21 protein-coding genes are annotated in these 22,512 nt (G+C 72.1%); 7 read left to right on the forward strand and 14 right to left on the reverse strand.

Going from position 1 to position 22,512, the window contains the following annotated elements; genetic code table 11:
• Nucleotides 1-96: 96 nt before the first annotated feature.
• Nucleotides 97-912, forward strand: a complete 816-nt coding sequence (locus tag SCNRRL3882_RS40890) for an SCO2400 family protein (RefSeq protein ID WP_029181353.1) — start codon at nucleotides 97-99, stop codon at nucleotides 910-912.
• Nucleotides 913-1,253: 341 nt separating this feature from the next.
• On the opposite strand, the gene SCNRRL3882_RS28265 is transcribed toward SCNRRL3882_RS40890, so the two are convergent.
• A complete protein-coding gene (locus SCNRRL3882_RS28265; RefSeq protein WP_010048552.1) occupies nucleotides 1,254-1,700 on the reverse strand; it encodes a MarR family winged helix-turn-helix transcriptional regulator in 447 nt (148 codons plus the stop codon).
• A gap of 118 nt (nucleotides 1,701-1,818) precedes the next feature.
• Here SCNRRL3882_RS28265 and SCNRRL3882_RS28270 point away from each other — a divergent pair, with 118 nt between their 5' ends.
• Nucleotides 1,819-2,841 carry an NADP-dependent oxidoreductase gene (locus SCNRRL3882_RS28270; protein WP_010048551.1) on the forward strand — a complete coding sequence of 341 codons (1,023 nt, stop codon included), beginning with the start codon at nucleotides 1,819-1,821 and terminating at the stop codon, nucleotides 2,839-2,841.
• Nucleotides 2,842-2,935: 94 nt separating this feature from the next.
• The gene (locus SCNRRL3882_RS28275) at nucleotides 2,936-3,355 is read left to right on the forward strand and encodes an organic hydroperoxide resistance protein (RefSeq protein WP_010048549.1); all 420 of its coding nucleotides are present in this window, start codon (nucleotides 2,936-2,938) and stop codon (nucleotides 3,353-3,355) included.
• Nucleotides 3,356-3,422: 67 nt separating this feature from the next.
• Here SCNRRL3882_RS28275 and SCNRRL3882_RS28280 read toward each other — a convergent pair whose 3' ends face one another.
• Nucleotides 3,423-4,568: an EstA family serine hydrolase gene (locus SCNRRL3882_RS28280; protein ID WP_010048548.1), complete on the reverse strand. Its 1,146-nt coding sequence runs from the start codon at nucleotides 4,566-4,568 to the stop codon at nucleotides 3,423-3,425.
• The gene (locus tag SCNRRL3882_RS28285) at nucleotides 4,565-7,144 is read right to left on the reverse strand and encodes a M14 family zinc carboxypeptidase (RefSeq protein ID WP_010048547.1); all 2,580 of its coding nucleotides are present in this window, start codon (nucleotides 7,142-7,144) and stop codon (nucleotides 4,565-4,567) included. The genes SCNRRL3882_RS28280 and SCNRRL3882_RS28285 overlap by 4 nt, the downstream gene beginning before the upstream one ends.
• Nucleotides 7,145-7,321: 177 nt before the next feature.
• Here SCNRRL3882_RS28285 and SCNRRL3882_RS28290 point away from each other — a divergent pair, with 177 nt between their 5' ends.
• The gene (locus tag SCNRRL3882_RS28290) at nucleotides 7,322-8,149 is read left to right on the forward strand and encodes an EI24 domain-containing protein (protein ID WP_010048546.1); all 828 of its coding nucleotides are present in this window, start codon (nucleotides 7,322-7,324) and stop codon (nucleotides 8,147-8,149) included.
• Here SCNRRL3882_RS28290 and SCNRRL3882_RS28295 read toward each other — a convergent pair.
• From SCNRRL3882_RS28295 to SCNRRL3882_RS28305, 3 genes are all read right to left on the reverse strand, one after another.
• Nucleotides 8,100-9,335 carry a hypothetical protein gene (locus SCNRRL3882_RS28295; protein ID WP_010048545.1) on the reverse strand — a complete coding sequence of 412 codons (1,236 nt, stop codon included), beginning with the start codon at nucleotides 9,333-9,335 and terminating at the stop codon, nucleotides 8,100-8,102. The two genes, SCNRRL3882_RS28290 and SCNRRL3882_RS28295, sit on opposite strands and share 50 nt — an antisense overlap.
• A 140-nt stretch (nucleotides 9,336-9,475) precedes the next feature.
• Nucleotides 9,476-10,321 (reverse strand): cytochrome c oxidase assembly protein, encoded by an 846-nt coding sequence (locus tag SCNRRL3882_RS28300; RefSeq protein WP_010048544.1) that lies wholly within the window; start codon nucleotides 10,319-10,321, stop codon nucleotides 9,476-9,478.
• Nucleotides 10,318-10,809, reverse strand: a complete 492-nt coding sequence (locus SCNRRL3882_RS28305) for a DUF2243 domain-containing protein (protein WP_010048543.1) — start codon at nucleotides 10,807-10,809, stop codon at nucleotides 10,318-10,320. Before SCNRRL3882_RS28305 ends, SCNRRL3882_RS28300 begins: the two co-directional genes overlap by 4 nt.
• Before the next feature lie 142 nt (nucleotides 10,810-10,951).
• Between SCNRRL3882_RS28305 and SCNRRL3882_RS28310 the strand changes: the two genes are divergently transcribed.
• Nucleotides 10,952-11,488, forward strand: coding sequence for a hypothetical protein (locus tag SCNRRL3882_RS28310; RefSeq protein ID WP_010048542.1), 537 nt, complete (start codon nucleotides 10,952-10,954; stop codon nucleotides 11,486-11,488).
• 41 nt (nucleotides 11,489-11,529) lie between these two features.
• Here the strand turns inward: SCNRRL3882_RS28310 and SCNRRL3882_RS28315 are convergent, their stop codons facing one another.
• A complete protein-coding gene (locus SCNRRL3882_RS28315; protein ID WP_010048540.1) occupies nucleotides 11,530-12,111 on the reverse strand; it encodes a TetR/AcrR family transcriptional regulator in 582 nt (193 codons plus the stop codon).
• Nucleotides 12,112-12,174: 63 nt separating this feature from the next.
• On the opposite strand from SCNRRL3882_RS28315, the gene SCNRRL3882_RS28320 reads away from it, so the two are divergent.
• Nucleotides 12,175-14,673, forward strand: a complete 2,499-nt coding sequence (locus SCNRRL3882_RS28320; protein ID WP_202458455.1) for a beta-glucosidase H — start codon at nucleotides 12,175-12,177, stop codon at nucleotides 14,671-14,673.
• Nucleotides 14,674-14,757: 84 nt separating this feature from the next.
• Here the strand turns inward: SCNRRL3882_RS28320 and SCNRRL3882_RS28325 are convergent, their stop codons facing one another.
• Together SCNRRL3882_RS28325 and SCNRRL3882_RS28330 are read right to left on the reverse strand one after the other, a co-directional pair.
• Nucleotides 14,758-15,729, reverse strand: a complete 972-nt coding sequence (locus SCNRRL3882_RS28325) for an aldose epimerase family protein (protein ID WP_010048537.1) — start codon at nucleotides 15,727-15,729, stop codon at nucleotides 14,758-14,760.
• A 26-nt stretch (nucleotides 15,730-15,755) separates the two neighbouring features.
• A complete protein-coding gene (locus tag SCNRRL3882_RS28330) occupies nucleotides 15,756-16,643 on the reverse strand; it encodes an SGNH/GDSL hydrolase family protein (protein WP_102514876.1) in 888 nt (295 codons plus the stop codon).
• A 259-nt stretch (nucleotides 16,644-16,902) separates the two neighbouring features.
• Here SCNRRL3882_RS28330 and SCNRRL3882_RS28335 point away from each other — a divergent pair, with 259 nt between their 5' ends.
• Nucleotides 16,903-17,397, forward strand: coding sequence for a DUF3145 domain-containing protein (locus SCNRRL3882_RS28335; protein ID WP_010048534.1), 495 nt, complete (start codon nucleotides 16,903-16,905; stop codon nucleotides 17,395-17,397).
• A gap of 129 nt (nucleotides 17,398-17,526) precedes the next feature.
• Here SCNRRL3882_RS28335 and fabF read toward each other — a convergent pair whose 3' ends face one another.
• The 5 genes from fabF to fasR all read right to left on the reverse strand — a co-directional run bounded on the left by fabF (nucleotide 17,527) and on the right by fasR (nucleotide 22,463).
• Nucleotides 17,527-18,798 carry a beta-ketoacyl-ACP synthase II gene (gene fabF / locus SCNRRL3882_RS28340; RefSeq protein ID WP_010048533.1) on the reverse strand — a complete coding sequence of 424 codons (1,272 nt, stop codon included), beginning with the start codon at nucleotides 18,796-18,798 and terminating at the stop codon, nucleotides 17,527-17,529.
• Between the two features lie 86 nt (nucleotides 18,799-18,884).
• A complete protein-coding gene (locus tag SCNRRL3882_RS28345; RefSeq protein WP_003989952.1) occupies nucleotides 18,885-19,133 on the reverse strand; it encodes an acyl carrier protein in 249 nt (82 codons plus the stop codon).
• An 81-nt stretch (nucleotides 19,134-19,214) separates the two neighbouring features.
• A complete protein-coding gene (locus tag SCNRRL3882_RS28350) occupies nucleotides 19,215-20,216 on the reverse strand; it encodes a ketoacyl-ACP synthase III (RefSeq protein WP_010048530.1) in 1,002 nt (333 codons plus the stop codon).
• A 16-nt stretch (nucleotides 20,217-20,232) separates the two neighbouring features.
• Nucleotides 20,233-21,168, reverse strand: a complete 936-nt coding sequence (locus SCNRRL3882_RS28355) for an ACP S-malonyltransferase (RefSeq protein WP_010048529.1) — start codon at nucleotides 21,166-21,168, stop codon at nucleotides 20,233-20,235.
• A gap of 89 nt (nucleotides 21,169-21,257) precedes the next feature.
• A complete protein-coding gene (fasR, locus tag SCNRRL3882_RS28360; protein ID WP_010048527.1) occupies nucleotides 21,258-22,463 on the reverse strand; it encodes a fatty acid biosynthesis transcriptional regulator FasR in 1,206 nt (401 codons plus the stop codon).
• Nucleotides 22,464-22,512: the final 49 nt, after the last annotated feature.

Consider the following 22,512-nt stretch of genomic DNA (forward strand, 5'->3'; position numbering starts at 1 on the left):
CGACAGTTTCGAAACCATGGGGGCGGCGTGTCCCTACAGAACCTTCACAGCTGGATCTAGGAACGTGACCGGCGGGGAACTTAATCTTCCCGCGTCATGGACTACTGCGACCCGTGCCGACGGCACCTCAACGGCGCGCTCGCCTGCCCGGGGTGCGGCACCCCAGCCGATGTGCTGCGCTGGCGTGAGCCGGAGTACGGCGGGTACGACGCCGTTCCTGAGGGCGTTCCCGAGAGCGGGGAGGGCGTGCCCGACGGGTCCGCTCAGCCGGATGATCCGGACGGGTTCGATGAAGAACGCGACGGCGACGGTGAGCCGTTGGGGCGTGCTGCTCGGCGGCGTGGACGTGGACGGGTGGGTGAGCACGGACCGGTCGGCGAGGGCCCGGGTGGTGGGACGAGCCGGCGGGACCGGAAGGCCGCGGCGCATCGTCGGCGGCGGCGCCGGACGCTGTTCGTCGCGGCGGGGTTCGTGCTGGCGGCGGGTGGGCTGAGTCTCGCGGAGCTCGGCATGGACGCACCGAAGTCGACACCGAAGCCGGCGGCGGCGGGGGGTGAGTCGGCGGACGGCGACGCGTCGACCGAGGCGGGCGAGACGGGCGAGACGGGCGGCCAGGGCACGGGCTCCGGGGCTGAGAGGGCGTCAGGGTCCCCTTCGCCGGACGCGTCTGACTCACCGTCGGCTTCCAAGTCCCCGAAGCCGGACAAGTCCAAGGACGCGAAGGACGACGAGACGCCGAAGGATTCCGACTCGACCTCGGCGGACACGTCCCCCAACCGCCCGACCGCGGCCCCTACGGCCGCCCAGCCGGCCCCGGCCCCCACCCGAACCACGGACCCGACGACCCCGCCCCCGGCCCCGGAACCGTCCCCCTCGGAAACCTGCAACCGCTTCCTGTGGTGGTGCGCGTAGCGCCTACGCGGCGGGGGTGGGGCGGGGCCGCGCCGGGGGGTGTCCGTCCTCGGGACGGCGCGATGGGGCCCCACACCGATTGACTGGCGTTGACGCGCCAACCGCTGCGGGCGGACACCCCCCGACACGCCCCCTTCCGTGCGTACGCGGGTGCGGGTGCGTCTCGGCTCAGCTGCCGCAGGCCGCCGCGCTGCGGGCCGCCGTCCCGCTGAGCTGCGGGCAGTCGTGCCGCTTGGGGCGGCACGGGTGGGCGCAGCGGCACCCCGTTCCGCCGGGTTGCGGACCCACCCGGCCTCAGCGGCTACGCCGAGCACCCCGCAGCGTCCGGCACCACCCCGACCTCACCCCAGCATCCCCCGCAACGCATCCCGCAAAGCCACCCTCTCCCCCTCGGAGAGACCGGCAAGCGGTTCCCGGGCGAACCGCAGCGACTCCCGCAGGCTCCGGGCCACCCGCCGCCCCTCACCCGTCGCCGCCGCCACCTTCACCCTCCGATCCGCGGGATCCGGCCGCCGCTCCACCAGCCCCCGCGCCTCCAGCCGGTCCACGATCCCCGTGACGTTCGACGGCTCGCACTTCAGCCGCTGGGCAAGCCTCCGCATCGGCAGCGGCTCGAGGCACAGCAGACTCAGCAACCGCGCCTGCGCCCCGGTCAGCGCATGTTCCGCCGCCGCCTCCTCGTAGTCCTCATGGAACCGCGCCACGACCTCCCCGATGAGCTCGACGACCTCAAGGGTCAGCGGATCGGGGCGGTGGCTGTTCCGGGAGGCGGATGTGGTGGAGGCCATGCAATCGAGGGTACCCGGTTATTTGACAACCTGAAATTTTCAGGAGCATGGTTGTTTCAGGTACTGAAACATTTGCACCGAGCCGATCGAGCCAACCGAGTCAGTGGAAAGGCGCACCATGACCGACACCTCCACCCTCCCCGCCGTCAGCCGCGAGTGGCACCTGGTCAGCCGCCCCGTCGGATGGCCGAAGCCCGAGGACTTCGCCTTCGTCGAGGCTGAGGTGCCGCAGCCGGGTGAGGGGCAGGTCCTCGTGCGGAACAAGTACCTCTCTGTGGACCCGTACATGCGCGGCCGTATGAGCGACGCGAAGTCCTACGTCGCCCCCTTCGAGCTGGGCAAGGTCATGCAGGGCGGTGCCGTCGGCGAGGTCGTGGCCTCGAACGCCGAGGGGCTGTCCGTCGGGGATCACGTGCTGCACTTCTTCGGGTGGCGTGAGTACGCGGTCGTCGGCGCGAAGAACGCCGTCAAGGTGGACCCGGACGCCGCGCCGCTGTCGACGTACCTCGGCGTGCTGGGCATGACCGGCCTCACCGCCTACGCGGGCCTGCTGCGCACCGCCGCCTTCAAGGAGGGCGACACCGTCTTCGTGTCCGGTGCCGCCGGCGCCGTGGGCGGTCAGGTCGGGCAGATCGCCAAGCTGAAGGGCGCCTCCCGGGTCATCGGCTCCGCCGGGTCGGACGAGAAGGTGAAGCTCCTCGTGGAGGAGTACGGCTTCGACGCCGCCTTCAACTACAAGGACGGCCCCGTGGGCAAGCAGCTGCGCGCCGCGGCTCCCGACGGGATCGACGTGTACTTCGACAATGTCGGTGGTGATCACCTGGAGGCCGCCATCGGGTCCCTCAACGAGGGCGGGCGGATCGCCGTCTGCGGGATGATCTCCGTGTACAACAACACCGAGCCCGCCCCGGGTCCGAGGAACCTCGCCCGCCTGATCGCCACCCGCGGCCGTATCGAGGGCTTCCTGGTCGGGGACCACTACGACCTTCAGCCGCAGTTCGTGCAGGAGGTCGCCCCCTGGGTCGCCTCCGGTGAGCTGAAGTACCGGGAGACCGTCGTCGAGGGCATCGAGAACAACCTCGAGGCGTTCCTCGGTGTGCTGCGCGGCGACAACACCGGGAAGATGATCGTCAAGCTCTGACACCTTCTGATGGTTTCCGGCATGCGGTAAGTTCTTTCCGAATCCGCTCGGCCCGGGCGCGAGCCGCGGCGGACGACCGAAGGAACACAACCGCATGCCCATCCAGCAGTCCGACGTCCTGTACACCGCCGTCGCCACCGCCGAGGGCGGGCGCGACGGACGGGTCGCCACCGACGACGGCAAGCTCGACGTCGTCGTCAACCCGCCGAAGGAGATGGGCGGCAGTGGCGCCGGGACCAACCCGGAGCAGCTGTTCGCCGCCGGCTACAGCGCCTGTTTCCAGGGTGCTCTCGGCGTCGTCGCACGTCAGGAGGGGGCCGACCTCACCGGGGCGACCGTCACCGCGAAGGTCGGCCTCGGGAAGAACGGGGACGGTTTCGGGATCATCGTGGAGATCTCCGCCGACATTCCCAAGGTGGACCGGGGCACCGCGCGCTCGCTCATCGAGAAGGCCCACGGCGTGTGTCCCTACTCGAAGGCGACCCGCGGGAACATCACCGTGACGCTGGTCTGACCGCCGTCGTTGCGTACGCGGAGGCCGCACCCTTGGACGTGGGGTGCGGCCTCCGTCCGTGCCCGGCTCAGAGGGCGAGGGCCGCCCTGTGGATCGCCCGCGCCAGACGGTCGTTCTCCGGGGCCGCGCCGCCCGGGAAGGCGAAACGGCGGCGCGTGTAGCCGTACGCGAGTCCGCTCCACGGGTCCGCGAAGGCCTGCGAGCCGTTCGCGCCGCTGTGCCCGATCGTCCCGGCGCCGAGGAACGGGTGCCACGCGTCGGCCGTGGTCTGGAAGCCGAGGCCGAACGACTTGTGGGCACGTGCCACCAGGTCGTAACCGACCGAGTGGAACTGGCCGAACTCCGCCACGGTGTCCGGCTTCAGCAGCGGCGCCCGCTGGCCCACCTCGCTGATCGCCGCCGCGTACATCCCGGCCAGCCCCCGCGCGGACGCCACCGCGCCCACCGACGCCGGGCCCTTGGCGCGGACCAGCGGCATGTTGGGCAGCGAGGCGAGGTCGGTGGGTTCCGCGGCGTGGCGGTTGAAGGCGATCGAGGTGAGCGTGTGCGGACCCGTCGGCGTGGCGTCGAGGAGGGCCTGCTGGTCCGGGGTCGGGGCCATCGGCTGGGTGGTGCGGAAACGGGGCTCGTGGGGCGCGGGCAGGCCGAGGTGGAAGTCCAGGGCGTAGGGGGTCCTGATCCGCTCCTGGTAGACCTCCTGGAGCGTGCGGCCCGTGGCCCGGCGTACCACCTCGCCCACCAGGGCCCCGCTGACCAGCGCGTGACAGCCGAACGCCGTGCCGGGGCGCCAGAACGGCCGCTGGTCGGCGAGGCGTTCGGCGAGCTGGCGGTCGTCGGCCAGCTCCGCGAGGGTGAAGCCGGTGTCCGTGCCGACCACGCCCGCCCGGTGCGCGAGCAGGTCGCGCAGGGTCAGGGCGCCCTTGCCCTCGGCCGCGAACTCCGGCCAGTAGTACGTCACCTTGCGGTCCAGTTCGAGCGTGCCGTCCTGGACGAGGAGCGCGACGACCAGGTAGGCGGCGCCCTTGGTGGACGAGAACACGCCGTAGAGGGCGTCCGCGTCGGTCCCCGCCCACAGGTCGACGACCTTGCGGCCGTGGACGTAGGCGCACAGCTGGCCCTCGTAGTCGGGGCGCTCCCCGGCCACGAACGCGGCGAACTCCTCGCGCACCCCCTGGAAGCCGTCGGCCACCGTGCCGTGGATCTCCTGCGTCATCCGCTCTCCTCACCTGAACCGCTGTGTGCCACTGTGAACAAGGCCCTCGCCACCTGTGGGAATTGTCCCTTGGGATGATCTCGGAAGAGTGGTTCGGTGCCGAACAGGACCGTCCGGCCGCCGCTGACCACCGAGGCCTGTCCCGCTGCCGCCGCGGGACCGCCGGTGCCGTCCTGCAGCGGGCGCCAGTGCCCGGAGACGAGCGGATTCCCGGTCGCGTACGACTGCTCCACCCGCACGCCCGGGCCCAGGCCGGTGAACCACAGGGGGGCGTAGACGAAGGCGTGCGCGGGAGCGTCGAGCGTGACGCGGCCCGTGTTCGCCGTTCGTACGACCCCGTTGGCGTCGGTGTCGCCCTCGACCGGTGTGACGGCCAGCCGGCCCGCCGCCGCGTTCAGGGCCGCTCCCGTCGCTCCCCGGCCGACCAGGCCGTGGTCGTCGAGGAAGGCGTCCAGGGCCCTGCGGGCGGAGGCGGTCAGGGCGGCGTGGTCCAGGCCGGCGGACACGAACAGCACGTCCGAGCCGGACCAGTCGAAGCCCCCGTTCAGGACGGCCGTCGAGACCGGCGTGACGTCGAAGTCCATCTCCCGCAGGGCGAACAGCTCACCGGGCGTGACGGCGGCGGCGACCCGGAGGCGGTGCAGGGGCGTGCCACCGGTGAGCCGCGTGGCCGTGAAGGAGACGTCGTGCGTACGGGCTGCCGCGACCGCCTCGCGGCGGGCCGACGCCGGGACGATCGCGCTGCCGTCCGGCCCCTGGCGCACCTCAACGCCTTGCCGGAGGAGGGAGTTGAGGGCCGCGATCTCGCGCGGGTCGGTCAGGCGCAGGCGGAGGTTGCCGCCGGCCGCCGTGCGGGCGACGGGGGCCGCCTCGGTGACCGGGCGCAGGGGCGCGCCCCGCAGGCTGCCCGACGGCACCCGTTCGACCGTGGCGCCCCACAGGCGGCCCAGGCTCCAGCCCGAGATGTCGTACATCACCGACACCCTGCCGCTGATGTCCCGCCCGTCGGCCAGCAGCACGTTCGCCATGCCGCGCTTGGGCTGGTGCAGGTCGACGACGTACGAGCCCTCGGGGTACGTCCGTCCGGCGAGCCGGAAGGGGCGGTCGGCGCGGGTGACGCGGACGTCGTTGGCGAGGAGGTGGTCGACGAGGCGGGCCGCTGCCGGGGCCGAGCGCTGGGTGCGGGAGTCGCCGGACGGGATGACGTAGGCGCGCGGGAACGTGGTCGTGTAGACGTCCTCCGGGCCGATGCCGGGGACGCCGGGGACCGTCCGCGGTGACACCGGCACCTGCGGGGCGCCGGCCGCGCCGCGGCGGAAGACCTCGATCTGGTCGGCGACGAGTGAGGTGCGGTGCTCCCGGACGTGGCCCAGGGTCGCGCGGATCGCCGCGCCCGCCACGGCCGTGTTGACCGCCGAGCGGCGGCGCAGCTCCGGGACGGGCAGTTCGTCGTACTCCTCGTTGTTCACCGCCAGCGGGATCTCCACCGTGTGCGCGGCGACCGTGCCGTGGAAGGCCGCGTACTGCGGGGTGAAGACCGGCGGCCAGTCGTCCCAGCCCTCCTCCTGGTCGCGGAACGGGATCTGGGCCGGTTCCACGCCGTCCTTCGCGGGCGTGTAGCCGAGGGCGTTGACCGCGGACTCCATGCCGAGGGCATTGGCGTAGGTGTTCTTCAGGAAGAGGTCGTACTCGTAATTCTCGCCGTGCGGGGGCGTGGTGGGTTCGATGAGGGTGCCGTTGACGTAGCCGTGCAGGTCCAGCAGGACGGCCGGCTGCTTGTCCAGCTCGATCTGCCGCATCGCGCGGGTCTCGGGCTGGGAGGCGGTGACGAAGTCGCGGTTCAGGTCGAAGCCGTTCGCGTTGGCGCGGGTGCCGGCGATACGGCCGTCCGGGTTGGCCGTGATGTTGAAGTACAGGCGGCTGTGCGCCAGGAGGTCGCGCGTCTCGGCGTCCTTCGCCGTCGCGAGCTGCTCGACGATCTTCAGGGAGGCGTCGGTGCCCTCCCACTCGTTGCCGTGGATGTTGCTGTTGACGAAGACGGGGGTCTTGTAACCGTGCTTGATCTCGCGGGACTTCGCGGCCGCCGCGGGCGCGTTCTCGATCAGCTCGCGCATGCGCTCCTGTGCGAGGGCCTGGCGGGTGGTCTCCGGGGCGGTGACGGTGACGAGGTAGAGGCGGTGGCCGCCGGCCGAGCGGCCGGTCACCTCCACGCTCACCCGGTCGCCGAGGCGTTGCAGGGCGTTCAGCTTCGGGGCGATCGCGTGGTACGGAGTGAGGCCCAGCTTCAGGGACTTGTCGCCGGGGTTCTCCGGGTCGGGGGAGAGGACCTGGCGGCGGGGGTAGCCGCGGACGGGCGTCGCGGTGGACGTGCCGCTAGGGGTGTCCGCGGTCAGTGCGCGCCGGGCCGCGCTCGCGGGAGCCTGTGCCGCGTGGTCGTCCACGGCGGCGCCCTCGCGGGTGACGGGCTTCGGGTCCGCGCCGGCGGCGTCGGGGCCGAGCAGGAGTGAACCCGCCGTGGCGAGGGTGAGGGTGACGATCAGTACAGGTCTCGCAGGAACGGTTCTCGTGGTGCGCACGCGTACCTCCTGAGGGGCTTCCTGAGATCGGTACGGCGAGGTGTACCGGTTCGACTCAACGGCAACAAGGCCGCCTTGGTGTCACCGATGACCCGGATGGCCCCTCCCGGGCGGCTGTGACACCGGTGTGACCGGAGCGCGTCAAGGGCGCGACACCAGCACCGATAGGGTTTTCCCATGCGCGATCTCGGGGTGGGTTTCCGGTACCTGCTGAAGGGCCAGCGATGGGTGGCCCGGCACGGCAGGAGTTACGGTTTCGGGCTGCTCCCGGGCCTGATCACCCTCGTGCTGTACGCGGCGGCGCTCGTCGCGCTGGCGCTGTGGGGCGAGGACGCCGTCGCCTGGGCGACCCCGTTCGCCGACGACTGGTCGAGCCCGTGGCTCGGGCTCTTCCGCGGCTTCCTGACCGCCGTGCTGTTCGCCCTCGCCCTGCTCCTCGCCGTGGTGACGTTCACCGCGGCGACGCTGCTGATCGGGCAGCCCTTCTACGAGACCCTCTCCGAGAAGGTCGACCGGGACGTGTCCCCGGACGGCCACGCCCCCGAGTCGGGCCTGCCGCTGTGGCGGGAGTTGTGGATCTCCGCCCGGGACAGCCTCCGGATCGTCGTACGGGCCGCCCTGTGGGGCGTGTTGCTGTTCGCGTGCGGTTTCATCCCCGTCGTCGGCCAGACGGCCGTACCGGTGATCGGGTGCATCGTCACCGGTTTCTTCCTCACCGAGGAACTGACGGCCGTCGCCCTCCAGCGCCGTGGCGTCGAACTGCGCACCCGCCTCGGCCTGCTCCGCTCCCGCAAGACCCTCGTCTGGGGCTTCGGCACGCCGCTGGCCGTGGCCTTCCTGGTCCCGTTCGTCGCGGTGTTCCTGATGCCGGGCGCGGTCGCCGGCGGCACCCTCATGGCGCGGGAACTGCTGGGCGAGGAGATCCAGGAGGACGGCGCGGAGGGCGACGGAGCCGTCACGACTCCTCCGCGGCCACCCTCAGGATCGTCCTCACCTGCGCGATGATGTCCAGCCGGTTCCGCACGAACTCCGGGTCGGTGACCTCGGTGGTGTTACCGGCGCCGAACTGGAGCACGGGCGTGTGCACATGCCCGCCCGGCAGGACGTCGTGCAGCCCCAGTCGGTCCCGCAGCAGCGTGGCCCGGTAGGCGATCTCGTTGGAGAGGTAGTCACCACCGCCGCCCGCGCGAGCGGTCGAGCCGGGGGTCGGCCCGTCCGGGCGGACGACGGGCTCCGTGCCGCCCGCCGGGATCTCCGTGACGCCGGTGTTGTCGTACACCGGGAAACGGCCGGTGTCCGCGGCGACGATCGCCCGGTACGGCAGCGTGGTCGTCGTCCACTGCGGCTGGGAGGCGGGGTCGCTGACGGGTACGGTCTCGGTGCGGCCGATGTTCTCGTTGTCCCCGAAGCCGCCGCGCCAGGCCCCGTTGGTCCGCTCGATGTCGAACCGGCCCACGCGGCCCTGGCTCACGGTCGTGAACAGGTCGACCTTCGGCAGGTACGGCCGCAGCGTCCGCTCCACCGTCCCTTCCGTGAAGTCCTGCCAGCGCACCGGGAACACGACCGTCTCGATCCGGGCCGGGCCGTCCGCCGTCTCGATCACGGTGCCGTCGAGGGCGAGCGCGGTGGCGCCGGACGGGTTGGAGATACGGATGTCCCGGTCCAGGGTGAACGGATCGAAGCCGGTGAGCAGGATGCGCTTCAGGCCCTTGCCGTGTGGGTAGCCGATGACCGTCTGGCCGCGCGAGGTGCGCTCCAGCTCGTCCAGCAGCGCGGCCCGCTGCCCGTCCGTCAGATCGAACTGCGGCTCCCAGGTGCGCACTTCGCGCGTCATGCCGAGCCGCGCCCAGTACAGCGGCCGGTCGTCGTCCCGGCTGAGGTCTCCGCCGACGGGGCCGCGCCCCTGCGCCCGGTCGACGGCCCGCCGCCACAACTGCGAGCCCTCGCGGGCCACCGCCCGGCGGGCCTCCCCGTAGGAGCGGGCCGCATCGAGCGCCCGGGCCAACCTCGGTGCGAGGGTGTCGAATCCGGAGCGCCGCAGGATCTCCTGCGGGACGGCCCTGTCGAGCCGCCGTTCCTCGACGGTGGGGGAGGGGGCCGCCGCCTCGGCGGCGCTCGCGGCCGTCGGGGTGCTGAAGCCGGTCAGCAGGGCCAGACCGAGGACGCCTATCCGGATACGCAGGGAATTCAAGGCAGTTCGGGCCTTCCGTCGCAGTGGGGTGCGCTGAGTGGTGCCGGACGGCCGCAGTATCGCGTGACGGAAGTGGCCCACGCCATGGGCGGGCTCAGGTGCGTCACACCGAGCCCGGCGGCCCTCACCGGGCGGGGGCCTCAGGGCCCGGCCGGCGCCCGGGTCACAGCGTGCTGCCTCACGTGCCGGTCCGCCCGGTGCCGCCGCGTCCGGGCACGGCCGGAAGCCGCGTACCAGGAGCCGGCCAGGACGATGGCGAGCGCTGCTTCGACCAGATCGCCGCCGTAGTACATGACCTGGGCTCCGGTGTGCAGGTCGGCGGCGGTGAAGCTGGTGCCGGGAGGCCCGGCCGCATACATGCTCTTGGCGAGCACGGCGTGCGCGGCGCCGGCGGCCAGCAGGGCCGCCCCGCGCACCGCAAGGCTCCAGCGGCGGTGCACCGGATCGAGCCGGCAGACGGCGAAGGTGAACAGCAGTCCGGCGGCCAGGACGTGGGTGTGGACCAGGGCGTGCAGCCACGGCACGTGCTGCTGCGTGGCGAACAGCCCGGTGCGGTACAGAAGCCAAAGCCCTCCGGCATCCAGCAGGGCCGCCAGCGGAGGGAAGAGGAGCCGGCCCGCCCAACGGGAGTGCGCCAGGGCCAGCAGCCCTCTGCGCCCTGCACCGGGGGCCAGGGCACGCAGGACCAGGGTCAGAGGACGGGCGAGGACGAGCAGCAACGGGGTCGCCATGCCGACGATCAGGTGCTGCACCATGTGGGCGGTGAAGGGACCGCCCGGCAGTGAGCCCACCGCCGCCCAGGCCAGGGCCGCGCTGCCGGTGGTGAACGACGCATCGCGCCACCAGGGCCAGGCGTCCCCGCGGCGCCGCAAGCGGGCCGCGGCCGACGCGTAGAGGACGGTCGCCGACAGGGAGGCCGCCGCGGTGACCAGCCCTGCCAGGCCAGGGTCCGTGCCCGTGCCGGGGTGCGCGTGCGCGAGGATCACGATGCCGCGCCGGTCCGATTGCGGCGGGCCGCACGGATGGCCAGTGCCACGCCGATCAGCAGCAGGACCAGGCCGCCGAGGTTCCACGCCCAGTCATAGGGGGTGACGTCCACGCCGTAGCGGATCTGGTGCAGGCGCAGCAGCTTGTGGTCCACGATTCCGTCGCAGAGCTGGAAGATCCCCAGGCCCAGGAAGAATCCGGCCCAGGCGTGGGCCGGAGCCAGGGTGCGGCGGCGCCGCAGATCGGCGAGGACGAAGAACCCGGCGACCAGGGCCAGCAGCTCGGCGGTGTGCAGCAGCCCGTCCGACAGCAGCCCCACGTTGAGGGTGGAGCGGTCGTAGAAGTGGTGCCAGCCCAGAATCTGGTGGAAGACGATCTCGTCGACGGCGGCCATCAGCGCGGCTCCGATCACTCCGCACACGACCATCGACCTGCGCTGCTCAGGCCGCGCGGTGTGGACCGCCGACGGGTGGGCCGGTGCGTTCATGTGCCTGCCTTCCTGACACGGACGCGTCTGCTGCCGTACGTCTACCCCCTCGCACCGGCCGCGTTCCCGCCGGGCACGGCATCCGGGTGAGCCCGCCCGGCGGCCCGGGTCAAGGTGCCGGCCAGCGGGTACCCGCAACGGCATGATCAAGCGCGCGCTGTGGCAGGGACTGATCGCCGGCACCGCCGGAGGCGTCGTGATGACCCTCGGCGAGAAACTCGAACAGGCCATCACCAAACGGCCCGGCTCCCACGTGCCCGCCCGGGTCCTCCAGCGCCTGACCGGCCTGCCCGAACACCCGGGGAAGCAGCCTTTGCCGGTGAACTGGACCATGCACTTCGGCCAAGCGGCCCTCCTCGGCGTGCTGCGCTCGCTCATGGCCCAGGCCGGACTGCGCGGACCGGTCGCCTCGGCGAAGTTCACCGTCGTGCGCCTCACCAACGACCAGATCCTCGAAAACGCCACCGGCGTCGGCGCCCCGCCGCCCAGCTGGCCCCGCAAGGAACTCGTCATCGACGTACTGCACAAGGCCGTCTACGCCTTCGCCACCGGGGCGGTCGCCGACGCCCTCGCCGCACGGAGCGCCGGCCCCGGCCCCGGACAACGCCACGCGGCCCTCCGTCCCGGCCGCCACGCCGACATCGGCCCCCTTCCCCGCAAGGACGCCCACGGCAGGTAGACCGGCTCGGTCGCGATCCCGGGGACCCGCCCGCCGGGCGTTCAGCCGGTGCTCTCGTCCAGCAGCGTCAGGAAGTCCCGGAACGCCGACGCCATGTCCACCGACTCCGGGTCCAGCAGCCACTGGTACTGCAGGCCGTCCAGGAGCGCCACCACCAGGGGTGCGGCACGCTCGGGGGTGAGGCCGCCCGGCAGGCGGTCGCCGTACTCGGCGCGCAGCACCTCGGCCATGCCGGCGCGCACCCCGACATAGCGCTCCGTGAAGTACGCCCGCGCCGGATGGTCCTCCGTGACGCTCTCGCCGAGCAGCGCCGCGAAGGTCTGGATGATGGCGGGCCGCATCGCGTTGTACTCGACCAGCGAGGCCAGCAGGTCCAGGCGCAGCCGGCCCGCGGGCATCGCGTCCCAGCGGTCCCGCTCCTGGAGCACCGCGACCAGCAGCGCCTCCTTCGTCGGGAAGTGGTGCAGCAGCCCCTGCTGGGTGAGCCCGACCCGCTCGGCGACCGCGGCCAGGCTCGCTCCGCGGTAGCCGCGTTCGGCGATCACCTCCAGAGCGGCCCGCACGATCTCCGCGCGCCGTTCCTCGCTTCTCGTCCTGGCCGTCATGGCGTCACCGTACGACATGACGAACCCTGATCATTGCGAGAAGGTAACGAAACCTACCGCATTACAGGTAACGCGGGCACGATGTCGGCATCCAGCGACTCTCGACGTGGAGGTGGCGACGTGGCGGAGACAGCAGACGCGGCGGAGACGGCGGAGGCACGGCGCGAGGCGGCGGTCGAGGCCGCCCTCGGCAAGCTCGACCTGGACGCCAAGGCGCGGCTGCTGGCCGGCCAGGACATGTGGAGCCTGCCCGCGCTGCCGGAGGCCGGACTGGCCTCCCTGGTCATGTCCGACGGCCCGATCGGCGTCCGCGGGGTGCACTGGAGCGCCGACGACCCGTCCGTCGCCCTGCCCTCACCGACCGCCCTCGCCGCCACCTGGGACCCCGAACTCGCCCACCGGGCCGGGGTGCTGCTGGCCCAGGAGGCCCGCCGCAAGGGCGTCCACGTCCTGCTCGCCCCCACGGTCAACCTGCACCGCTCCCCGCTCGGCGGCCGCCACTTCGAGGCCTACAGCGAGGACCCGTACCTCACGGGGCGGATCGGCACCGGGTACGTCCGGGGCGTCCAGTCCGGCGGCGTCGGCACCACCGTCAAGCACTTCGTCGCCAACGACGCCGAGACCGACCGCCTCACGGTGAACAACCTCGTCGGCGAACGCGCCCTGCGCGAGCTGTACCTGGCCCCCTTCGAGGCGATCGTCGAGAACGCCCACCCCTGGGGCGTCATGACCGCCTACAACACGGTCAACGGCACGACGATGACCGAGCACCACCACCTCGTCAACGAGGTCCTGCGCGGCGAGTGGGGCTTCGACGGGATCAACGTCTCCGACTGGACCGCCGCCCGCTCCACCACCGGCGCCCTCGCCGGCGGCCTCGACATCGCCATGCCCGGCCCGCAGACCGTCTACGGCGAGGCCCTCGCGCAGGCCGTACGGGACGGCCGGGCCGACGAGTCCCGGGTCGACGAGGCCGTCCGCCGCGTCCTGCGCCTCGCCGCCCGCGTCGGCATCCTGGAGGGCGCCGAACCGGCCGTCACCGACCTGCCCGCGCCCGTCCACGGCGAGTCGCTCGCCCGCGAGATCGCCCGCCGCTCCTTCGTCCTCGTCCGCAACGAGAACGGCGCGCTGCCGCTGAAGCCCGGCAGGATCGCGCTGATCGGCGCCGCCGCCCGCGACGCCCGCGTCCTCGGCGGCGGCTCCGCCACCGTCTTCCCCGCCCGGACCGTCTCCCCGCTCGACGGCCTCACCGCCGCCCTCCCCGACGGCAGCCTCACCCACGCCCTCGGCGCCGATCCGAACACCGAACTCCCCGTCGCCGACCAGGGCTTCGAACTGCGCGCCGTCTGCCGCGACAGCCAGGGCACCGTCATCGGCACCCGCTCCGCCCCCAGCGGCCACATCCAGTGGATGGGCGGCGACCTCCCGGACGGGGTCACCCACGAAACCCTGGCGGCCGTCGAGCTGACGGGCACCTTCACCCCGCGCGAGACCGGCACGCACACCTTCGGCATCAAGGGCCTCGGCCCCTTCAGGCTGACCGTCGCGGGCACCACGTACTTCGACGACGTCCAGCGCCCCGCCGAGGACGGCGACCCCTTCGCGGCGTTCTTCGGCGCCCCGGTGCCCCACGCCCGGGTCGAACTGACCACGGGCGAACCGGTCGAGGTATCCCTGACCTACACCGTCCCGCCGCTCGGCGACCACCCCATGCGGGTCATCGGCTTCACCCTCGCCCACCAGGACCCGCAGCGCGACCCCGACGAGCTGATCGCCGAGGCAGCCGCGGCCGCCCGGACCGCCGACACCGCCGTCGTCGTGGTCGCCACCACCGACCGCGTCGAGTCGGAGGGCTTCGACCGCACGGACCTGCGCCTCCCCGGCCGCCAGGACGACCTGGTCCGCGCCGTCGCCGCCGCCAACCCCGACACCGTCGTGGTCGTCAACTCCGGCTCCCCGGTGGAGATGCCGTGGCGCGACGACGTCGCCGCCGTGCTCCTCACCTGGTTCCCCGGACAGGAGGGCGGCGCGGCCCTCGCGGACGTCCTCACCGGCGCCCACGAGCCCGGCGGCCGCCTGCCCACCACCTGGGGCTCCCTGGCCGACGCCCCGGTCACCCAGGTCGTCCCGGCGGGCGGCGAACTCCGCTACGACGAGGACGTCTTCATCGGCTACCGCGCCTGGGAGCAGCAGGGCCGCACCCTCGCCTACCCCTTCGGCCACGGCCTCGGCTACACCGACTGGACCTACGAGTCGGTCGAGGTCGAAGGCACCGCCGACGGAACCACCGCGAAGGTCCGCCTCCGCAACACCGGCGACCGCCCCGGCCACGAGGTCGTCCAGCTCTACCTCGCCCCGAGCGAGCCCGACCCCACCCGCCCCGCACGCTGGCTGGCCGGTTTCGCGGGCGTGGACGCCGGACCCGGCGAGAGTGTCGAGGCGACCGTCGCACTGCCGCGCCGGGCCTTCGAGATCTGGGACGAGACGACCATGTCGTGGTCGTGTGTGAAGGGTTCGTACGAGATCCAGGTCGGGCGCTCGATCACGGACCGCAGGATCACCGCGACGATTAACGTCTGATCCGGGACGAGTTCCCCACCGAGCAGCCCCGGTCCGGGACCTGACCCCTGGACCGGGGCTCATGGTCCGCCCGGCCGCGAGCGCCTAGCGGATGCCGAACCCGTACACCGTCTCCGAGCAGTACACCTCACCCGGCCGCAGCACCGTGCCCGGGAACTCCGGCCGGTTGGGGGAGTCGGGGAAGCGCTGCGTCTCCAGCGCGATGCCGTCGCCGGGCGCGAAGGGCTCGCCCAGGTGGTCGGCGGTGTACAGCTGGAGTCCGGGCTCGGTGGTCGCCACCGTCAGCACCCGCCCGGACGCCGGGTCGTGCAGCTCCGCGACCTCGGCCGGAGCGTCCGTCACACCCTTGTCGAGCACGAAGTTGTGGTCGTAGCCGGCGCCCACCTTGCGCGCCTCGCGGAAGTCGAAGCGCGTGCCGGTCACGTCGTCCAGGCCGCCGGTCGGGATCAGATCCGCGTCCACCGGCGTGTACCGCGAGGCGGCCAGCCACAGCTCGTGACCGCCGGCGTCTCCGGAACCGGCCAGGTTGAAGTAGCTGTGGTTCGTCAGGTTCACCACGGTCGGCGCGTCCGTCACCGCCTGGTACGCGATCCGCAGCGCACCGCTCTCCTGGAGCGTGTACGTCGCCGAGACCTCCAGCCGACCCGGGAACCCCTCCTCCCCGTGCGGACTGACCCGCGCGAGCCGCACACCGTGCTCGACGGGCGTCCCCTCCCACACCCGCTTGTCGAAGCCACGCACTCCACCGTGCAACGCGTTCGGCCCGTCGTTCGGTTCGAGCGCGTACGTCCGCCCGTCCAGTGGGAACCGAGCACCGGCGATCCGGTTGGCGTACCGCCCGACCAGGGCGCCGAGGTACGGATCCGGGTGCGTGAGGTAGCCGTCGAGGTCGGGGAACCCCAGCACCACGTTCCCGGCCCGCCCGTCCCGGTCCGGCACCTCGACGGACTGCACGATTCCGCCGTACGACAGGATCCGCACCCGGACGCCCGCGCGCTCCAGGGTCCAGCGGTGCACCGGCGTGCCGTCGGAAAGTGTGCCGAAGAGTTCGTTCATGTGCGGAACTCTAAGTCAGGCCCGGGTCAGGGCCGCTCCGCCGTGACGGTCCGGTACGCGATCTCCGCCAACCGGGCCTGCCCGTTCACGCTCGGGTGGAAGTAGTCCCAACGGCTCAACTGGGCGGTGCCGAAGCGGTAGTCGTACACCGCGCCGCCGTCGTAGCGGCACCGCTCGTCCTTGGCGCAGACCTCCTTCAGGACCTTGTTGTAGTCCTCCACCCGCTTCTGCACCGTGTTCCGCCGCAGATTCGCCGTCGAGTCCACGGCGTCCGCGTCACCCAGCATCGACGGGCAGATGCCCAGCTGCCAGACCTGCTTGCCCAGCGGGCTGGTGCGCCCTTGTGACCACAGCCGCTTCAGGTTCGGCACGCTGGCCACGAACACCTGGGCCTTGGGCAGGGCCTTGCGCAGGGTGCGCAGGGAGTCCTCGAAGTCGGCGCGGAACTCGGAGACCGGGGTCATCGCCGAGGGGGTGGCCCGGCAGGCGTCGTTCGCCCCCACCATGACCGTCACCAGCTGCGGCTTGCGCCGCACCGCCTGGGCGATCTGCCCGGGCAGGTCCGCCATCCGCGCCCCGGTCACGGCGTAGTTCCAGCTCCGCTCCGCGGCCCCGGCCCGCCCCAGCAGCCGTACCGCGAGGGAGTCGACCTCCGGGCTCGCACCGGTCGCCCAGGACGCCTCCGGGCAGTCCGACAGCACGTCACAGGCGTCGAAACCCCGCGTGATCGAGTCACCCACGGCCGCGACGGAACTCGGGCTGCGGTCCCAGAGGGGCGTGGGCCCGGGGGACGGCTCGGCCGAACGGGACGGGGCGGGGGAGTTGTCCCCGACGGCATCACACCCGGCCACGCCCAGGGCGGCCGCCACAGCCACGGCAAGCACGACCCGCGAGCGGTGGCTTCGCTTCCGCATCCCTGGTCCGTCCCCTCGCCGCGCCGTGCCTGTCTCCCCAACCAATAACAACGCACGAGGGTTCCCGACCGATCAGGTGCAACGGCTCACACCCGTACAAGCGTCCCCCTGGGTGAATGGCGGGCGTTTCCCGGCACCGGGACCGACCGTACGTCACACTCCTTGCGTCACCGCACGGTAGCCTCGCCATCAACGTGACCCGCCCGGTCACAGCCGTTCCGCCCGTTTCCAAGATGTCCCGCTCTGCCCGGAGGTTCCGGTGACGACACGTGGAGTTCTGTACGTGCACTCGGCGCCGCGCGCGCTGTGCCCGCACGTCGAGTGGGCCGTCGCCGGGGTGCTCGGTACGCGCGTCAGCCTGGACTGGATCCGTCAGCCCGCCGCCCCGGGCACCTGGCGCTCGGAGTTCTCCTGGCAGGGCCAGGCCGGCACGGCGTCCAAGCTCGCCTCGGCACTCCGCGGCTGGCACCTCCTCCGCTTCGAGGTCACCGCGGAACCCTGCCCCACCGCCGAGGGCGAACGCTACAGCTGCACTCCCGACCTGGGCATCTTCCACGCGGTCACCGGCATCCACGGCGACATCCTCATCCCCGAGGACCGTCTGCGCGCCGCCCTGCAGCGCAGCCAGCGCGGCGAAACGGACCTGGAGGCCGAGCTCAACAAACTCCTGGGCAAGCCCTGGGACGACGAGCTGGAGCCGTTCCGCTACGCGGGCGAAGGCGCCCCGGTCCGCTGGCTCCACCAGGTGGTGTGACGCCCTTTTGGGGGCGCGGGGAACTGCGCGACCAACCCCCACGAACCCGCACCCGGCACACAACGCGACACGAAACGGCGAGTGGCCCGAACTCACGAAGAGTCCGGGCCACTCGCCGTGAAGGCGAAATCAAACCGTCCGGAACGCCAGCACCACGTTGTGCCCGCCGAACCCGAACGAGTCGTTCAACGCGGCGATACGCCCGTCGACCGGCAGCTTCCGGGCCTCACCCCGCACCACGTCCGCGTTCGCCTCGGCCTCGGGGTCGAGGTTCTCCACGTTGATCGTCGGCGGAGCCACCCGGTGGTACAGCGCGAGCACGGTCGCCACCGTCTCGACACCACCGGCACCACCCAGCAGATGGCCGGTCATCGACTTCGTCGCGGACACCGCGATGTGGTCGGTGTCGTCGCCGAACACCTTCCGCAGCGCCTTCAACTCGGCGATGTCACCGGCCGGCGTCGACGTCGCGTGCGCGTTGACGTGCACGATCTCCGCCGGATCCAGGTCGGTCCGCTCCAGCAGGTTCTGCAGGGCGTGCGAGATGCCCCGCCCCTCCGGCTCCGGCTGCACGATGTCGTGGCTGTCGGCGGAGATGCCCTGCCCGACCGCCTCGGCGTACACCCGGGCCCCGCGCTTGGCGGCGTGCTCGGCGGACTCCAGGACGACGACACCGGCGCCCTCGCCGAGGACGAAGCCGTCGCGGGCCACGTCGTAGGGACGCGACGCGCCCTGCGGGTCGTCGTTGTTCTTGGACATCGCCATCATGTTGCCGAACGCGGCGATGGGCAGCGGGTGGATCGCCGCCTCCGTACCACCCGCGACGACGACGTCGGCACGGCCGGTGCGGATCATCTCGATGGCGTAGCCGATGGCCTCGGCGCCCGAGGCGCAGGCGGAGACCGGCGTGTGCACGCCCGCCCGGGCACCCACGGCCAACCCCACGTTGGCCGACGGGCTGTTGGGCATCAGCATGGGAACGGTGTGCGGGGAGACGCGGCGGACGCCCTTCTCCTTGAGCACGTCGTACTGGTCGAGCAGCGTCGTCACGCCGCCGATGCCGGAGGCGATGACCGCGCCGAGCCGGTCCGGGTCGACGGCCGGGTCCTCGCCGGCCTTCGCCTCGAAACCGGCGTCGGCCCAGGCCTCCTTGGCCGCGACCAGCGCGAACTGCGCCGAGCGGTCCAGTCGGCGGGCCTGCGGCCGGGGGATGACCTCGGTCGGCTCCACGGCGACGGGGGCGGCGATCCGGACCGCCTGCTCGGCGGCCCAGTCCTGCTCCAGGGGCTTGACGCCGGAACGTCCGGCGACCAGGCCCTCCCAGGTAGAGGCTACGTCGCCACCCAGCGGTGTGGTTGCGCCGATACCGGTGACGACCACGGTGCGATTGGTCGAGCTCACGGGAATTCTTTCTCCAACGGATCCGAGGATTAAGCGGCGCCACCGCCGGGTGGCGGGGCAGTCAGCCCAGGGGCCTGATCGGTGGATCAGCCCTGGTGCTTGAGGATGTAGTCGGTCGCGTCGCCGACGGTCTTGAGGTTCTTGACGTCCTCGTCCGGGATCTTGACGTCGAAGCGCTCTTCGGCGGCGACGACGACCTCGACCATGGACAGCGAGTCGACGTCCAGGTCGTCGGTGAAGGACTTGTCCAGCTGGACGTCCTCAACCGGGATGCCGGCGATCTCGTTCACGATCTCGGCGAGACCGGCGACGATCTCTTCCTGAGTGGCGGCCATGTCGGCGCTCCTTCGTAGATGTTCCAGAGGGTGTGGCAGGTGTTTCTCCCGTGCCGGACCGCATGATCCGGCACGGAGTGCCTAGGGGAGGGTAACGACAGTCGCGGCGTAGACGAGACCCGCCCCGAAGCCGATGACGAGCGCGGTGTCGCCGCTCTTCGCCTCGCCGGTCGCCAGGAGCCGCTCCATCGCGAGCGGGATCGAGGCGGCCGAGGTGTTGCCGGTGGTGCGGATGTCACGGGCGACCGTGACGTGCTCCGGCAGTTTCAGCGTCTTCACCATCGAGTCGATGATCCGCACGTTGGCCTGGTGCGGGATGAAGACGTCCAGGTCGTCCACGGTGATCCCGGCCGCGTCCAGCGCCTGCTGGGCGACCTTCGCCATCTCGAACACGGCCCAGCGGAACACCGCCTGGCCTTCCTGGGTGATCGCGGGGAACTTCTCGACCGTCCCGTTCCGGTAGTCCGTCCACGGCACGGTCTGCTTGATCGTCTCGGACTTGTCGCCCTCCGAGCCCCACACGGTCGGGCCGATCGCGGGCTCCTGGGACGGCCCGACCACGACCGCGCCGGCGCCGTCGCCGAACAGGAAGGCCGTCGCGCGGTCCTCCAGGTCGGTCAGGTCGCTCAGCCGCTCGACGCCGATCACCAGGACGTACTCCGCCGAGCCCTCGACGATCATGCCCTTGGCGAGGGTCAGACCGTAGCCGAAGCCCGCGCAGCCCGCCGAGATGTCGAAGGCGGCGGCCTTGGCGGTGCCCAGCTTGTCGGCGATCTCGGTGGCGACCGCGGGGGTCTGCTTGAAGTGCGAGACGGTCGAGACGATCACGCCGCCGATCTGCTCGGCGGAGATGCCCGCGTCCGCGATGGCCTTGCCTGAGGCCTCCAGCGACATCGCGGCGACGGTCTCCTCGTCGGAGGCCCAGTGCCGCGTCTCGATGCCGGAGCGCGAGCGGATCCACTCGTCGGACGACTCGATCGTCTCCAGGATCACCTCGTTCGGCACGACCCGGGTCGGGCGGTAGCCGCCGACGCCGAGGATCCGCGCGTACGCGGCGCCCTTGCTGGGCTTGATCTTCGCCATGCTCTCGGGCTCCTTCTCAGACACCGTGCTCTGCGATGAGCTCGCGAGCCGCGTCGAGGTCGGCGGGGGTCTTGAGGGCCAGCGTCTTCACGCCGGGCAGGGCCCGCTTGGCGAGGCCGGTGAGGGTGCCGCCGGGGCACACCTCGATCAGGGCGGTGACGCCGAGCTCCTTGAAGGTCTCCATGCACAGGTCCCAGCGGACCGGGTTGGCGACCTGGCCGACCAGACGGTCCAGCACGTCGGCGCCGGAGGCGACGGTCCGGCCGTCCTTGTTCGACACGTAGGTGATGTTCGGGTCGCCGGTGTGCCGGGCCTCGGCGGCGGCCTTGGCCAGCGTCTCGACCGCCGGGGCCATGTGGTGCGTGTGGAACGCGCCGGCGACCTTCAGCGCGACGACCTTGCGCACGCCCTCGGGCTTGTCGGCCTCCAGCGCGGCGAGCTGCTCCTTGGTGCCGGCCGCGACGATCTGGCCCGCGCCGTTGATGTTCGCCGGGGTGAGGCCGAGCCTCTCCAAGTGCGGAACCGTCACTTCGGGGTCGCCGCCCAACAGCGCGGCCATGCCGGTCTCGGTGACGGCGGCGGCGTCGGCCATGGCGCGCCCGCGGGTGCGGACCAGGCGCAGCGCCTCCTCGTGCGGGAGCACCCCGGCGAGCGACGCCGCGGTGAACTCGCCGACGCTGTGACCGGCGATGGCACCGACCTTCCGCGGCAAGTCGGCGGGGTCCTCGAACAGCATGGACGCGGACGCCATGCCGGCCGCGACCAGCAGCGGCTGCGCCACCGCGGTGTCGCGGATCTCCTCCGCGTCTGCCTCGGTGCCGTAACGGATCAGGTCGAGCTCCACGGCGTCGGACCATGCCTCGAGGGCACCGCGGACACCGGGGAAGTCGAGCCATTCAGTCAGGAAGCCGGGCGTCTGGGCGCCCTGGCCGGGAGCGACGAGTACGAGCACTCTCACACTCTCTCTTGGGGACGGCCACGGCCGCCCGTGGGGACAGGGACGAAGAACACGAGGGGGTTTTGTCGAGCCCCGACAAAACCTTAGGGCTGGAGATCTCCATCGACCAGACGCCCCAGGATCAGCGCGATCCTCAGTGTGAACGCAGAGCGTACATCGGAGGGTGACCAGCCGGTGACGTCAGTCACACGTCGAAGCCGGTAGCGGACGGTGTTGGGATGGACGAACAGCATCCGGGCGGCGCCTTCGAGACTGCTCGCCTGTTCGAGATAGACACTGAGGGTCTCCAGGAGCGCGGCCCCGGCCTCCTCCAGCGGTCTGTAGATCTCCTCCACCAGTTGCTCGCGGGCCGAGGGGTCACCGGCCATGGCCCGCTCCGGCAGCAGGTCGTCCGCCAGCACCGGGCGCGGGGCGTCCTGCCAGGCCGAACACGCCTTGAGGCCCGCCGCCGCGGCCTGCGCGGACCGGGTCGCGGCCAGCAGGTCCGGCACCACCGGGCCCGCCACGACCGGCCCGGCCGCGAACGGGCCGATGAGCGACTTGGCGACGGCCAGCGGGTTGTCGCTGCCGCCCGCGATGACGACCAGCCGGTCTCCGAGGACCCCGGTCAGCACCTGGAGCTTGGCGTGCCGGGCGGCACGCCGGATCGCCTCGACGGTCAGCTCGCTGTCCCCGTCGGGTGCGGTGCCGAGCACGACGCACACGTGCTCGGGCGAGTTCCACCCGAGGGCGGCGGCACGCGACACGGCGCCCTCGTCCGCCTCGCCGCTGAGCACGGCGTTCACGACCAGGGACTCCAGGCGGGCGTCCCAGGCACCGCGTGCCTCGGCGGCCTGCGCGTACACCTGGGCGGTGGCGAAGGCGATCTCCCGGGCGTACACGAGCAGGGCCTCGCGCAGCACCCGCTCGTCGCCCGGGGCCGCGACCTCGTCGATCGCGGACTCCATGACCTCGATGGTGGTGCGCACCATCTCCACGGTCTGGCGCAGCGTGATCGCCCGGGTCAGCTCGCGCGGCGCGGTTCCGAACACGTCGGTGGAGATGGCCTGCGGGGCGTCCGGATGCCGGAACCACTCGGTGAACGCGGCGATACCCGCCTGCGCGACCAGACCGATCCAGGAACGGTTCTCCGGGGGCATGGCCCGGTACCAGGGCAGCGTCTCGTCCATCCGCGCGATGGCCTGCGCGGCGAGCGATCCGGACGACTTCTCCAGCCGCTTCAGCGTCGCGGCATGCGAGTGGACGTCGTGTGCTGCGGCTGCGTTCTTGCTGGTTTCGGGTTCGGGCACGGGACAAGACTGCCTTATCCGGACGGGAAGGTGCGTCGCCGGGTCTACG

This window comes from Streptomyces chartreusis NRRL 3882 (assembly GCF_900236475.1).
GTDB classification, from domain to species: domain Bacteria; phylum Actinomycetota; class Actinomycetes; order Streptomycetales; family Streptomycetaceae; genus Streptomyces; species Streptomyces chartreusis_D.